At 54.2% G+C, this 14,416-nt stretch carries 13 protein-coding genes; 9 read left to right on the top strand and 4 right to left on the bottom strand.

Annotation, left to right across the window (positions count from 1 at the left end; genetic code table 11):
* Positions 1-161 precede the first annotated feature (161 nt).
* From H6G52_RS04010 to H6G52_RS04000, 3 genes are all read left to right on the top strand, one after another.
* The gene (locus H6G52_RS04010; protein WP_099532373.1) at positions 162-377 is read left to right on the top strand and encodes a DUF2839 domain-containing protein; all 216 of its coding nucleotides are present in this window, start codon (positions 162-164) and stop codon (positions 375-377) included.
* Between the two features lie 816 nt (positions 378-1,193).
* On the top strand, positions 1,194-1,586 hold the full coding sequence (locus H6G52_RS04005) for a DUF1815 family protein (protein ID WP_099532372.1): 393 nt from the start codon (positions 1,194-1,196) through the stop codon (positions 1,584-1,586).
* A gap of 313 nt (positions 1,587-1,899) precedes the next feature.
* Complete coding sequence (locus H6G52_RS04000; protein ID WP_099532371.1) at positions 1,900-2,643, top strand: FHA domain-containing protein; 744 nt, start codon at positions 1,900-1,902, stop codon at positions 2,641-2,643.
* 110 nt (positions 2,644-2,753) lie between these two features.
* Here the strand turns inward: H6G52_RS04000 and H6G52_RS03995 are convergent, their stop codons facing one another.
* Positions 2,754-4,394 carry a Ppx/GppA phosphatase family protein gene (locus tag H6G52_RS03995; protein WP_242026166.1) on the bottom strand — a complete coding sequence of 547 codons (1,641 nt, stop codon included), beginning with the start codon at positions 4,392-4,394 and terminating at the stop codon, positions 2,754-2,756.
* Positions 4,395-4,550: 156 nt separating this feature from the next.
* Here H6G52_RS03995 and H6G52_RS03990 point away from each other — a divergent pair, with 156 nt between their 5' ends.
* A complete protein-coding gene (locus H6G52_RS03990; protein WP_190353484.1) occupies positions 4,551-6,131 on the top strand; it encodes an NAD(P)/FAD-dependent oxidoreductase in 1,581 nt (526 codons plus the stop codon).
* A gap of 12 nt (positions 6,132-6,143) precedes the next feature.
* On the opposite strand, the gene H6G52_RS03985 is transcribed toward H6G52_RS03990, so the two are convergent.
* The 3 genes from H6G52_RS03985 to H6G52_RS03975 form a co-directional block, all read right to left on the bottom strand.
* On the bottom strand, positions 6,144-6,818 hold the full coding sequence (locus H6G52_RS03985; RefSeq protein WP_190526584.1) for a biopolymer transporter ExbD: 675 nt from the start codon (positions 6,816-6,818) through the stop codon (positions 6,144-6,146).
* 96 nt (positions 6,819-6,914) lie between these two features.
* Positions 6,915-7,325 (bottom strand): biopolymer transporter ExbD, encoded by a 411-nt coding sequence (locus tag H6G52_RS03980; protein WP_190526582.1) that lies wholly within the window; start codon positions 7,323-7,325, stop codon positions 6,915-6,917.
* Between the two features lie 33 nt (positions 7,326-7,358).
* A complete protein-coding gene (locus H6G52_RS03975) occupies positions 7,359-8,105 on the bottom strand; it encodes a MotA/TolQ/ExbB proton channel family protein (protein ID WP_190353486.1) in 747 nt (248 codons plus the stop codon).
* A 1,373-nt stretch (positions 8,106-9,478) separates the two neighbouring features.
* Between H6G52_RS03975 and H6G52_RS03970 the strand changes: the two genes are divergently transcribed.
* The 5 genes from H6G52_RS03970 (at position 9,479) to H6G52_RS03950 (ending at position 14,379) form a co-directional block, all read left to right on the top strand.
* Complete coding sequence (locus H6G52_RS03970) at positions 9,479-10,456, top strand: PstS family phosphate ABC transporter substrate-binding protein (protein WP_190526580.1); 978 nt, start codon at positions 9,479-9,481, stop codon at positions 10,454-10,456.
* A 174-nt stretch (positions 10,457-10,630) separates the two neighbouring features.
* On the top strand, positions 10,631-11,557 hold the full coding sequence (pstC, locus tag H6G52_RS03965) for a phosphate ABC transporter permease subunit PstC (protein WP_190526578.1): 927 nt from the start codon (positions 10,631-10,633) through the stop codon (positions 11,555-11,557).
* Complete coding sequence (pstA, locus tag H6G52_RS03960; RefSeq protein WP_190526576.1) at positions 11,557-12,498, top strand: phosphate ABC transporter permease PstA; 942 nt, start codon at positions 11,557-11,559, stop codon at positions 12,496-12,498. Before pstC ends, pstA begins: the two co-directional genes overlap by 1 nt.
* A 17-nt stretch (positions 12,499-12,515) precedes the next feature.
* Positions 12,516-13,295, top strand: a complete 780-nt coding sequence (gene pstB / locus H6G52_RS03955; protein ID WP_099532364.1) for a phosphate ABC transporter ATP-binding protein PstB — start codon at positions 12,516-12,518, stop codon at positions 13,293-13,295.
* Between the two features lie 151 nt (positions 13,296-13,446).
* A complete protein-coding gene (locus tag H6G52_RS03950; protein ID WP_190526574.1) occupies positions 13,447-14,379 on the top strand; it encodes a hypothetical protein in 933 nt (310 codons plus the stop codon).
* Positions 14,380-14,416: the final 37 nt, after the last annotated feature.

Raw genomic sequence — 14,416 nt, 5'->3', positions numbered from 1 at the left:
TTGCGAAATGTTCGTCTAAGCTCATTTCCCTCGGGGGCGATCGGGCGAATTTTTGATCGCTCTGCTCCCCAATCGAACTGCCAGCCCAACCATTTCGCGATCGTTTCAGGGTTAATTAACAGATATCCTTTATCTACAAAAAAACTGGGTGGAGATGAACAATGGGTGAATCCAAACGCCGCAAATCCCTCCTTGGGGACGACTACGGCAAGGCTCAAGAAACGATTTTGCCCAACGTGCCAATTACCAAACAGCAAGCCGATCGGTTCGTGAAGATCACCAGTCGCGGGGCTTGGATTGGGATCGGTACGCTGTTGGCCGCTTGGCTCACCATTCGATTTGTGGGGCCGGCCTTTGGTTGGTGGCAGGTTAACTAAAATCAGTGGGGCGATCGTCCAATAATCGCGCCATCATCGCGCCATTATTGATACCCTTGGGAAATCTTTGGGAAGCGTCTGCTCTGCTCAATTGGGCAACCGGCCCCCTGTGACCTGTTGCGATCGAATCCTAAGAATTCTCAACGGTTGTTCCTATCCCCCCGGATCCGAATCAAACCATGGGAAGATCGCAATAGTCCCCGTCATGTTGGACTTTGGGCGCTTCCTTGGCGCAAAACATCCGTGCCAAGATCCGCGCCAATCCGTTGCGAAGAAACCCCCAGGCAGTTCCGCATCCACTGCCATTCACCCCCTGACCTGCCATCCCGATCATCCATTCCCCGGGGACGGTCAATGTAACAATCCGAACAACGTAGCCAAAAGTTTGGATCAGGGTTTTCAGGGGCAATTTCTAAGGGCCCAAGCTCCAGGATCCTTGGAAATTGATGAGCGTTTCTTCAGTGATTTTTCAGGAAAATCTGCTCAATGCTGGCCAAAGTTTGATCCCGAAACCACTCGAAGCACTGTGTTCTTTCATACGGACTGGTGACACAGATTAGTGGGATCTTGCCAGCAGTTTACAGGTCACCGATGCCGCCCTTGCACTAGGGATAACCATCCCAAACCCAGCATTGGGCAGACTAGGGCCTTTGTCGCCTTCCATTGCTAAGGGGCAGCCCAGGGCGATCGCCCCAAGCATCACATCAATCGAATCAGCGAAACCAATCAATCCGTTGATTGCTTGCTGAAATTCTTAAGAGACTATAAAAATCGTAATCAGCCTCTACAATGAAACCAGAAGATCGAGGGTAAGCCGTGTTTCTCAGACTTGCCGAGCAACATCGCCAGTTTGTCAGGGATCTCGTCATGAGCCTGCAGGCCTTGGCCAATGTTCTAGAACGCCGGGGCTATTTGGCCTCGTGCTATACCTGTGGCGATCGCATGAACAGCGCATCGTTTATGGTTAGTCTCGGCGATAATCACCTGATCCGGTTCCTGGTGTCCGATTATGGAATTACCTGGACGGAGATGCGCGATGATCGCGAACTCATGAAAATTGAAGGGGCTGAGGCGATCGGGCAGCTCCAGGAACTGGCCAAACTGCTGAAGGTTTCTGAAAATTCCCCATTGGCCGATCGTTCCGTTCCCCAATCCCCCGTCATGGGCACAACGGCTCCAAACGCTTCAACCCAGATGTTGGTGGGCTAAGGTTAAACAGCAAACCGCGCTTGGTGGCCGGTACGCTGGGACATTGCCAACGTTGCACCATGCCAACGTTGCACCATGGATGAGTCCAATTTCCCCCAGTGCGCCATCAAGACCGGTGGCCAACCTGCGCGATCGCCCAGTCAGCACGCAGTCATGACTCAGTAATCACTCGGGTCGCTCAAAATGCAGGTGGCAACTCGGGGGTGGTTGTGTGTATCGTTGGAATCCTCATGCCCCTAAGCTGAGGAGGGTGTCAAGTGTCTACCTCAACCTCTGCGCTTCGCGGTTGATTGCGTTTTAACATCCTGCCCCTATGAACCCCCGCGCTGTCGATCCTCGCACTCCCGATCGCCCCCCGATCGATGCTGACGAGCATCGAGAGCAAGCCTATGAGCTATTTCTAAAGCTTTACAACAACCATCGCGACTTCTTTGATGAGCTGTTGGATGCGGATCAGCAACAGGTGGGTGAACACCTCCGCAGCAGCCGTTATGTCCAGGGCATGGTGCGCGGTCAGCAGGCCTATCTGATTTCCAACCTGATTAATGGCAAAAGCCAATCTCTGCTGCAATACCAAATGATTTGGATGATGGGGCGCGATCCCCAAGCAGCATTGCCGATTCCCGATCAGCGTCTTTCCCGTCGTCACGCAGTAATTCAATACATTCCGCGCCGGGGTTTTTATTTGGTGGATTTGGGCAGCACCAACGGCTCGTTCATTAACGGTCGGCTGGTGCGGGGCCGCCACCGGTTGCGGGATGGCGATCGACTGCGGTTGGGGGGCTTTTCGTTTGATTTCTTTATCTGCTACAGCTCCCAAACGGTGAATTCGGCCCCGGCCGATTTGATTGCCCAACTCCAAGCCATGCCGATTCCCGAGGAAACGGATTCCAGCTTGCGCTACAAGGATGCGTTATCCGTGCCGCTGGCGGAGAAGTTGGCGGCGGAGGAAACGATGCTGGCCAGCGGCGAAGGGGCCGGCGAGAATAATGCCCCGGTGGATGGTGAGGATGATTTGGGGCCGCCGTTGCCGGATCCCGAGGGATTTGCGTTTTAGGGTTTTATTGTTGGTTTTTTCGGTTGGTTGGTTAGTCGGTTAGTCGGTCGGTCAGTTGGATTAGTCAGTTGGTCGGTCGGTCAGTTGGATAGGTTGCAGCGGCCCCAAGGCTAGCAACCGCTGGGTTCCATGATCGTCACCAGATCCACGCTGAATTGGGTCTCGAAAATGGGACATTCACAGTCCAGACTCCACCGCTCGATCGCGCAGTCATCGTGGCGATCGGCCGGTTCCAACAACAATCGAAATTCGCGACTGGGGGGCCGAAACTGGCATTGCACCCGGCGCACCGCTTGAATTTGACGGCGATCGAGGGCTGCGGCCAGGCGCAAAATGGCGCTCAGCTCGTCCACCATTTGCCGATAGCGCTTGCCAGCCAGGGCCTGATAGCCCTCGTGTCGTTTTTTGGGAGCACTCTTGCGGTGGTAGCGGGCCAGGTTGGCAATCACTTCAATTTCCGTTTCCGTGTAGCCCAGCAGTTGCCCGTGACGAATCAGGTAATAGGCGTGCTTGTGGTGAGCATCATGGCCCACGTGATGGCCGCATTGGTGCAGGACGGCGGCGGCCCACAGCAGCTCGCGGCTATTGTCATCCCAGTTGTGCAATAGGCCTTGGGTTTGGTCAAACAGGGTGAGGGCCATGGCGGCCACATGCTCGGCGGAAGGCAGGTTCACCTGATATTTTTTGGCCAACGCCAGAACGCTGCGTTCGCGCACGGAGCTTTGGAACCGCAGGCGATCGTCAATCAGTTGGTGCTGCAACATCCAGTCAACGATTACGCCTTCCCGGAGCGATCGCTCGCACACCACCAGTCGATCGACTCCCAACAAATCCATGGCCTCTTGCAACACCACGGCTCCGGCCAGGATAATTTCCGCCCGCCGATCGCTCATTTCCGGCAGGGTCGATCGCTCCTCAATGTCCATGCGGCGCAGTCGATCGACCCATTCTCGCAAGGCCGCCAACGGCAACTCACAGCCCTGCAACGGGGAGGGAACATAGCCCGTGGTGTCCGCCGCATGGATGGCCGCCAAGCATTCCGCCGTGCCCGACGTGCCCACCAGGGTCAGTTGATCCGCGAGGGGATGTTTGACCAGTTCCCCATGCAATTCTTCCACCGCCCGCTCCAACATGCCCCGGGCATAGGCCCGCAGCGCCTCATAGTCCATGTCCGTGATCGGGTCGGTGCGGACAAATTCCGTGGTGAGCCGCACGGCCCCCACCTTGGTGCTGCTCAGGTAAAGGGGTTCACGCCCATCCCCCAAAATCAACTCCGTGGAGCCACCGCCAATGTCGATGATGGCGTGGGGCTTGCCATCCAACTCCATGGCCGACAACACCCCTAGATAAATGCGGCGGGCTTCTTCGGGCCCGGCGATCGCATTCACCTTCATGCCCACATCCCGCGCCACCCGTCGCAAAAAGTCCCGGCCGTTGGGAGCTTCCCGCACGGCACTGGTGGCCACGGCAATCACTTCATCCACTTGCAGGCTCAGGGCCAGGTCATAGCACCGTTGCAGGGCAGCGATCGCCCGATCCATGGCCGCTTCTGTCAAATCACCGGTTTTGGGATCTCGCTCACCCAACCGCACCGTACTTTTCTCGCGGGAAATGATGTCGAAGGCGGGCAAACTGGGATCCACCTGCACAATGGCCATGTGAATGGAGTTTGTGCCGATGTCGATGGCGGCCACAACGGGACGGCTCGATCGAAAAGCGAGCGGGGCAGGCGAAGCAGACAGGGTTTGCATGGTTTGCATGGCGGGTCTAGGCCGATTTTAATACCGCAGTTGATCAGATGCGCATTCCAGTTTGTGGATTGGCTGAACAGCAGAGAAACTCCGGATTGGGCACTTGATTTTGCGAAGTGTATTGCAACGCTGCTTTACACCCTGCGAGTGCGTCCGATGCTGTTGTCTACTCTTCGATCGATTACAGCCCATAGCCAATTGTGGATGAATCCGGTGATGGATCAGGCGGCGGCCACCCACTCGCAGCCCGATCGCGCCATTGTCCTCGGAGGAAGTTTGGCGGGTCTGTTGGCCGCCCGAGTTTTGGCCGATCGCTTCCAAACTGTCTTGGTTTTGGAACGGGATCCCCTGCCCACCCCCTGGGAACGACCCGAAACCCCGGACGAAACCTGGTGCAATCGCCGCCCTGGCACGCCCCAGGCTGACCATGTGCATGTGCTGTTGGCGCGGGGACAGCAGATTTTGGAATCGCTCTTTCCTGGATTCGCCAATGATTTGGCCACATCCGGAGCAGTGGAAGTGAACTGGACAGCCGACTGCGCCATGATGGGCCTCGGCAGTTGGAATCCACGGGTTTCATCGGATTTGGTGACCCGTACCAGCAGCCGATCGCTCCTGGAAAACTTGGTGCGGCGACGGTTACAGGCCATTCCCAACGTGATTTTTATGTCGGGGGTTGCAGTTCAAGGGCTAGTGGTGGCGGGCGATCGGGTCACGGGAGTGCGCCTAGAAGGGAACTCTGCCCAAAACCTGGTGAGCACCTTGGCCACGGAAACCCTCTTGGGGGCCCAATTGGTGGTGGATGCCATGGGACGCAATTCCCAAATGCCCCGCTGGCTGCAACAGTTGGGCTATGGCTCCGTTCCGGAGGTGACGATCGATGCCAAGTTGGGTTACGCCAGCCGTTGGTATCAAATGCCCGCCGACTATTTGGCCCAGGTGGCCCAGGATCCGGAAAACACCTGGAAATCGATTTTGCTGTGGGCCAAGCCGCCCCACCAACCCCGCGCCGGGGTGCTCTATCCGGTGGAGGGTAACCGCTGGGTGGTGACGGTTTCGGGAACCAATGGCGACTATCCCCCGGCCGATGAGGAAGGGTTTCTGGCCTTTGTTCGCAGCTTGCGGGATCCGGCCATTGCGCGGGCGATCGCCTCGGCGCAACCGATTTCAGACATCAAGCTCTATCGGGGCACGGCTAACCGCTGGCGACATTACGAACAGTTGGCCACGTTCCCGATCGGGCTGGCCTTGTTGGGGGATGCGGTTTGCACCTTCAACCCAATTTATGGCCAGGGCATGACCGGGGCCGCACTCGGTGCGGTGACCTTGGGTGATTGTCTCGATCGGGCCCAATCGGAACTGGGCTTAGATTGGGGACAATTTACCCACCTATTCCGGCAAGAGTTGGCCCGCGTGATTCAGTTGCCTTGGTTGATGGCCACGGGGGAAGACCTGCGTTGGCCCGCCACCGAAGGGCCGCGACCCGATCGCCCCACGCGCTGGATGCAAGCTTACCTGGAGCGAGTTTTGCATCTCACCGATGCCCACAAGGACATCCATGAGATTGTCTGGAAAATCCAGCACATGATCCTCTCTCCCCAAGCTCTATTCCATCCCTCGATCATGATGCGGGTGGGGGGCGCTTGGCTCTATCAACGGCTGCTGGCCAATTGGTTTCCCGCCTGGGGGCCCGAAAACCTGAACCTCACGCCCTCGTTCTTGGGGGCCCGACGTTAGGGGCCGATTCTCCTAATCGTTCGTTACGTCCGGCACATCCGAGAGCACTCGGCCGGGAGTCGAAGCCGCTGGGGCTGTTTCTGCCTCGGCGGCTTCGTTGTTGGTGGCATCGTTGGTGGCATTGTTGTTGGCTTCGTTGGTGGCATTGTTGTTGGCTTCGTTGGTGGCATTGTTGTTGGCTTCGTTGGTGGCATCTTCCGCCGGGGCAGCCGCTTCCGCATTCGATGCGGCTTCGCTTTCCGGGGCATTCTCCGCAGGCGTTGCCCATTCTTCCCCGATCGCCAGGGTGACCCGATCGGGGCCGGCGGCCCGCAGCTCACTGACCAACTGCAACACCTTTTCGTAGGGCAAGTTGCGATCGGGTTGAATCAACACCACGCCCTTGGGATTCTTGAGGTAGTTCTGAATATCCGCCTTGAGTTGATCCTTGGGAATGGCGCGATCGAGCACCACCGTTTGTCCCTGGCGATCCAGCTTAATCAACAAGGGCGGTGGCGGCGGCCCCTGGTCGGGTTCCGCAGGCGCATCCTCACCGCTAGCGGGCAGGTTCACTTCCAGGCTGTTTTGGCTGCCCAACACCATGGACAAAATGATGAAAAAGGTGAGCACCGTCATCAACACGTCCAGCATCGGCACAAGGTTGACTTCCGGGGGTTTGTGGTGAGTCTGTCGATTGCGCGATCGCATGGTTGAGAATCCACTCCGGTTGAGGGGGGCATGAGCGCCAAAGGAACAAGGCAGCGGCAGGCAACGGCCGCAAGAACTAACCGGTCTGGCGGTTGATTAACCCTGCTCGAAGGAAAGACCGACCCGATCACCCCCCACAGCTTTCAGGAGCGTCAAGACTTCTTCAATCGATCGAAACGGCAAGGTGCGATCGGCCTTCAACACCACCATCCCATCCGGCTGTTTGGCAAAATAGTCCGCCACGGCTTGATCCAGTTCCGCCGGGGTCACCGGTTTGTCATTCAGCAAAATCTGCTTTTTTTGGTCTAACCCCACCAGCAGCGGATCCTTGGGAACCGTCGCCGCCGCTGAGGTTTTGGCCTTGGGCAACTGCACGTTGGGCATCTGCGCCCCGGTCAGGGTCATCGACACCAAAATAAAGAACGTGAGCACCGTCATCAACACGTCCATCATCGGCACGAGGTTGACATCTGGGAGCTGATTGGCCGATCGGGTCTTGGGTCGCATGGGGCCTGGTTTCCTGTCCTAATCCACTCCTAATCAATCCACCAACGACGGCGGGCGATCGGCATAGGGCAAGGGGTCGAACCCATGGGTTGGCCGTTCCCCACCGGGCGATCGACCGCCACCGCTGGGCAAGTCCGGCGTGGGGAACAGGGGTTCATACCAAACCTGGCGATAGATCAGCTCCAAACGACTGCCCACCTCGGTGAAATAGTCAATTTGCTGAGATTGCAGCACCACCAACACCCGAAACACCACCAAAGCCATAATCGCCACAATCATGCCAAAGGCCGTGGTCAGCAGGGCTTCACCGATCCCCGCTGCGGCAGCCGTGGCGGCCTTGGTGTCGCCGCCGCCACCAATGTTCAAGTTATTGAAGGTGGCAATTAGCCCCGTCACCGTTCCCAGCAGTCCCAGCAGGGGGGCAACGGCCACAATCGTCTCCAGCAATTTATCGCCCCGTCGCATTTTCACGAACTCCCGTTCGGCGGCCGTTTCCAGCGCCAAATTAAACGTCTCCGGGGTGGCTTGTTTCAACATCAAGGGAGCCAACAAAAATCGCCCGATCGGGAGGGTTTGGGCCTCGCGAGCCGTGATCGCCGCATCCTCCAGGCTATACTTTGCCGCCGCCAATACGTCGTGGACAATGCGATCTTCCTGGGCCATTAACCGCACCCAAAACACTGCCCGCTCCAGGGTCACGGCCACCGTCGCGATCGACATTCCCAGCAGGGGCCACATGACCGGCCCCCCTTTCACCAGCAAATCAAAAACCTGAGACATGGCCGCCCTAAAACCCAAAAGCGTTGTGATACCTAGCGTTGCCGATTCCCATTAATCCCGCTCGATCGCCCCTACCAGCCCCAAGCATCCCATTGGTTAGTCGATTTGGTCAGTCGATCGATGTCCTAACCGATTCCCGGGTAGCTGCAAGGTTCGATCGCACCCTTAACTCACGGCCTTCGCCTGATCGGTTCAGTGCGATGGCAGAGTCCGTAATCAATCACAAAATATCAGAAAATACCAATTATTTATCAGTTCATTCGTGTCATTGATTCACAGGTCAATCAATTCACTGATCAACTCGTCAATATAATGCAAGAAAAGGCAGAAAATTAATGCAAGAAGAAAAAATAAAAGGAGCCAGAATTAATCTGGATTTTACCAATACAGTTAAATTAAATTCTGAAATTGGCTTGCAATTTTTCAGCAATTCTTAGAAGAGAGATTCTTGAAAAGATGCTCTCTAGAATGCTTTTTAAAAATACTTTCTAAAATGCTTTCTAAGAATCATACAACCTTTACCTAGAATTATTGGCACGCCATATTGCAGATGCCATAAAGCAACGGTTTGGTGGGCACTGCCCACCCTACGGACGACTGTGCTTAGTAATCGAAGTAAGGGCTGTATGGAAGCTTTAGAAGTGCTTTGCTTCGGAAGGATTTTGAAAGAAGCCCTCGAATCTGCTTCGACAGTCGTCCGTGAACTGCTCTTAACTTAGGCGATTCTATTTGGTCGTGCAGACTTTTAGCTTGAAATGTGACTATTGAGAACTAATGAGGGCTGATTGAGCACCTTAATCAATCCATTTAGGCGTTCAAAGCTGTTTTTGATTGCTCCTGCCTAAAGTCAATCTTGCTTAAATTAAGAAAAGTTTAAATGTAATTAAATTTTTGCGTAAGACGCAAAATTGCACGATTTTTGGTCACTTTGTTAGAAATTCACGACGAACCAGAATGATTTTAAATTTTCTTTAACCCATTCTTAATTCAATAGCAGACTTCCAATAACCGATTTCCGAAATAATGAGGCTGCTAAGTTGGAATTTTTTAACAACTTCTTGAAATTTGTTTGTTTTTGATCACCCACTTCAGGCAGACAGGTGTTGAGTCGGTGATGCAATTGCCAGCAAATTTTCAATGAATCGCAAGCCAATCCAAGGCAATGTCGATGCTCTGTTGGCATCACACAAAAAACTGCATCAATTCCGCACCAATTGAGTGCGGCCAAGATCTGAGCCAGCAGTTTCAATCGCCAATGGTTTTAAGGTTTCCCTATTGGGCCAGAGCTTGAACATTGACTGACGGTTGCGGGCTGGGTCTTGGGATGGGTTGCTGGTGTTCGTAATCAATCTTTGTGCTGGAGTGAAGTGTTTATGATCTCTACGAAGTTGCGTCGTCGGAGCGCGATTTTGGCCGGAGCAGTGGCAGCGCTGGCATTTGTTACGAACTGGGGTACCCAAGCCGCTCAGTCCCAGAACAACACGATCGCTATTGATGGGTCGAGCACGGTGTTCCCCATTACGGAAGCGGTGGCCGAAGAGTTCCAAGCTTCCAAGCGGGGCGCTGTGCGGGTAACGGTTGGGATCTCGGGAACCGGCGGTGGTTTCAAGAAGTTCTGCAACGGTGAATTGGATATCAGCAACGCATCGCGGCCGATTAAGGAAAGCGAGCAACAGGCTTGCGCCGCCAAGGGAATTGAGTACGTGGAACTGCCGATCGCCTACGATGCGCTGACGGTGGTGGTGAACCCCCGCAACACTTGGGCCGCCAGCATGACCACCGCAGAATTGAAGGCCATGTGGGAAGGGGCTGCGGAAGGAAAAATTACGAAGTGGAGCCAAGTTCGTCCCGGTTGGCCGGATGTGAAGTTCACGTTGTTTGGCCCCGGTGCAGATTCGGGCACGTTTGACTATTTCAATGAAGTGATTTTGGGCAAGGACAACAAGAGCCGCACGGACTACACGCCCAGCGAAGATGACAACGTTTTGGTGCAGGGCGTTTCGCGCGATCAAAACGCCTTGGGCTATTTTGGCTTCGCCTACTATGACCTGAACAAGAGCCGCGTGAAGGCGGTGGCCATTGACTCGGGCAAGGGCGCTGTGATGCCGACGGTGGGGGCGGTGAATGATGGAACCTATACGCCGCTGTCGCGCCCGGTTTACATCTACGTGAAGAAGTCGGCGCTCGATCGCCCCGAGGTGCGCGAGTTTTCGGAATTTTACCTGAAGAATGCGACTCGTCTGGTGCGGGAAGTGGACTACGTGCCGCTGCCGGATGCGGACTACCAAGCGGCAACCCAACGCTTGAGCCAACGGGAAGTGGGCCGCAAGCCGCTGCGGGCGGGCCTGTAAGCCCGATCGCCCAGATAGCAGGCGGCTCTGGGCAACTGCGCATCGATCGAACTCCACTGGGGATTATGGGTCGATCGCGACGGTGGCCCAGCGCTTGAGCGAATCAAACCGAATGAACTGGGGCAAGCGGTCTGCCGATGGGGTTGATCGCTTGCTCCTTTGATATCAAGACCTATGGCTTTGCGAGATTCAACTCCCCTCAACCCTTGGCGGCGATCGCGCGATCGACAGCGCTGGACTGAACGGGCGATCGAACTGTTGCTGTTGCTGGCGGCCCTCTCTTCGATCGCCACCCTGCTCGGCATTCTTTACGTTTTGGTGGGTGAATCCCTACAGTTTTTTCAGCAAGTTTCCCTTTGGGAATTCATTACCGAAACCCGCTGGACACCGCTGTTTGGCGATCCCAAATATGGCATTTGGCCGCTGCTGTCTGGAACCTTAACGACCACCTTTGTGGCCTTGCTCATTGCCATTCCCTTCGGCACTGCGATCGCCATTTATTCCAGTGAATTTGCACCCGCCACGGTGCGCGAAATTCTAAAACCACTGCTGGAATTGTTAGCCGGTGTGCCCAGCGTTGTTTATGGCTACTTTGCCCTCTTGGTAGTCACGCCCCTATTGCAACAGGTGCTTCCTTGGCTCCCCGGTTTCAACATGATCAGCGCGGGCGCAGTCATGGGATTAGCCATTATTCCGCTGGTGAGTTCCATCAGTGAAGATGCCATGCAAGCCGTGCCCAATACCCTGCGCGAGGGATCCTATGCCATGGGGGCAACCAAGCTACAAACGGCGTTGAAAGTGGTGTTTCCGTCGGCTATTTCCGGGATTATGTCCGCCTATATTTTGGGCACATCCCGCGCCTTGGGGGAAACGATGATCGTGACGATCGCGGCGGGGTTGCAACCCACCCTCACCTTCAATCCCTTTGAGCAAGCTGCCACCATCACCGCCTACATTGTGCAGGTCAGCATGGGCGATTTGCCCCACGGCACTTTGCAATATCAAACCATTTTTGCCGCAGGATTAACGCTGGTTCTTTTAACCCTCATCCTGAACATTATTGGTCACTTACTGACAAAACGTTATCGCGAGCGTTACTGATGTTAGCTGCCAAGTTTTCAGACCTCATTACACCCCAACTGGGTCACCAACTCCATCAACGAAAGCTGCTGAATCTGGGCTTTATGGTGATGGGTTTGGTGGCAATTATGGTGGCATTGTTCACCCTGGCAGCCTTGATTATTCATATGGGCATGAGTGGCTGGCCAAGGCTCAGTACCTGGGAATTTTTCACGGCTTTTGCCAGCCGCCGCCCAGAACGCGCCGGTATTTTAGCCGCTTGGGTTGGCAGTTTGTTAGTGATTTCAGTTACTGCCATTGTGGCAGTGCCGATCGGGGTAGCAGCGGGTATTTATTTGGAAGAATATGCTCGCAAAAATTGGCTGTCAGAATTGATTGAGATAAACGTCACCAACTTGGCTGGAGTTCCTTCCATTATTTATGGACTCTTGGCCTTGGGTGTGTTTGTCTATGAATTCAAGTTTGGGCGCAGTGTTTTAACGGCTGGTTGCACGCTGGCACTGTTGATTTTGCCGATCGTAATTGTGACCACGCGGGAGTCCTTGCGATCAATTCCGCAAATGATTCGCGAGGCAGCCTATGCGGTGGGAGCCACCCAATGGCAAGTGATTTGGCATCATGTTTTGCCCTACTCGATCGGGGGCATTTTGACGGGAACCATCATTGGTTTGTCTCGGGCGATTGGTGAAACTTCCAGTTTGATCACAATTGGTGCTTTAACCTTCATTGCCTTTTTGCCCGAGTCTCCTTTTCAAGGCAAGCCACCTTTTGTGTCCTGGGAATGGTTGAATTCTCCCTTCACCGTGATGCCAATTCAAATGTTCAATTGGGTTTCTCGGCCCAATCCTGAATTTCAGGTTAACGCGGCAGCGGCAGGCACAGTGTTAATGACCATGACTTTGCTGATGAATGGCTTTGCAATTTATCTCCGCTATCGTCTGCGTCAAGGAATCAAATGGTAACCAGCAGTTCACAGACTATGCAGCGACTTGATAGCCAATTTCCCATTAAAGCCGAAGTGCGATCGCTTGATTTCTACTACGGCCAGTCCCAGGTGCTGAAAGATATCAACCTTGCGATTCCCGATCGGCAAATTACGGCCCTCATGGGGCCTTCGGGGTGCGGTAAAACAACCTTGCTGCGGTGTTTTAACCGAATGCATGATCTATATCCTAACAATCGCTATCGGGGCGAAATTCTCTTAGATCAACGACACAATATTCTCAGTCCCACCATTGACCCGATCGAGGTGCGGATGCGCATTGGGATGGTTTTTCAGAAACCAAATCCTTTCCCAAAATCGGTTTATGAAAATGTAGCCTACGGCTTACGGGTTCAGGGTCGCACTCAGCGATCGGACTTGGATGAAAAGGTGGAAGCGGCCCTCAAATCCGCCGCCCTTTGGCATGAGGTGAAAGATCGCCTAAAAGAGCCGGCTTTTAATCTTTCCGGTGGTCAACAACAGCGGCTTTGCATTGCTCGCGCCCTCGTAACCAACCCCGATTTAGTGTTATTTGACGAGCCGACTTCTGCGTTGGATCCAATGTCCACGGCCCATATTGAAGAATTAATGCGGCAACTGAAAGCCCAAGTCACGATCTTGATTGTGACCCACAGCTTGCAGCAGGCAGCACGGTTTTCAGACTATGCCGCTTTTATGTATTTGGGAAAGCTTGTGGAATTTCAAAAAACGACAAAGCTGTTTGCTGAACCACAAGATCCACTGACCCAATCCTATTTATCGGGCAGTGTTGGCTAAAGAATTTTGAGATTTTTAGCATTCATTGCTGAACTGTTAATTAGCGTCGCTTTTGATTTTGGCTTTGATTTTGGCTTTGATTTTGACTTTGGCTTTGACTTTGATTGCTATTTAGACCGGTTGCCATTACTCACTTGGACGATTGCCTCCCATGGGTTCTTCACCAATGCTGAACTTTAAACTTGATTCCCTACCCTGGGCTGCCAACCAGTGGAAACAGATTCAGCGATCGATTCCCTATTTGCTGAACCTGTGCAATCGGCCATTGCTGTTTGTGGCGATCGGGCTGCATGTGGTGGTTTTGATGTTGCCCACACCCGATCGCACTGAAACCGAAAAACAGCCCCCCAAGGAAGTGATTAAGGTTTCCCAATTGAGCGCCGCCCCCCCAAAACCGAAGCCTCAAAAACCCAAAAACGCCAAGCCCAAACCCCCAAAACCGAAGCCCCAAAAGCCCAAAGCCACCCCCCCCAGGCGATCGCCCGCGTTGGTAGCCACGCCGCCAAAACCCAAACCCAAACCCCAGCCTACGGAACCAGCCAAACCCACCCCCACCGCAAAGCCGGAACCCACCCCCAAGCCCGATCCCCAAAGCGAAGATCCCTTAGCCAATACGCCGCCGGTCAACACGCCCCCCGTGAATCAGGCGGGCGGCGACAGCACCGGCAGCGGCAAGGGATTGGTGGATGAATTAAGCAAAGAAATCCTGGCTAAATTGCTGGAAAGTGGCACGAATGATGAGGCCACGATTCAGGAATTTATGGTCAGTATTCCTGAAACTATTCCTGAGGGAATTTATGGGGATTTTGTGGGAGCCGATGGCCAAATTTTGGTCGATCGCGGGGCCTTTGCCTCGTTGGCAATTCCTCAAATGTCCGCCAATGCTGCTTATTTGGATTACATTGAGCCAACCCTGTCGCAAAAACTGGGATTTGAAGTCACGGAAATGGATCCCAACTACGGTGGATCCAAATTGTTCATGGCTAAAAATACCGGTGGGATTACTTTCTTTTTCAGTTTGGTGAAGCTGACCAATAGTAGTGGCGCTTTTATGGTGCTTTGGAAAACGGATCCGAGAACCTAGGAAAATCTGGGCTGAAGTTTCAGATCACTGAAGGCTA

Source organism: Limnothrix sp. FACHB-881, from assembly GCF_014698135.1.
GTDB lineage: Bacteria > Cyanobacteriota > Cyanobacteriia > CACIAM-69d > CACIAM-69d > CACIAM-69d.
Note: the sequence above shows the minus strand (reverse complement) of the source record. Positions and strands in the feature narration are given on the sequence as shown.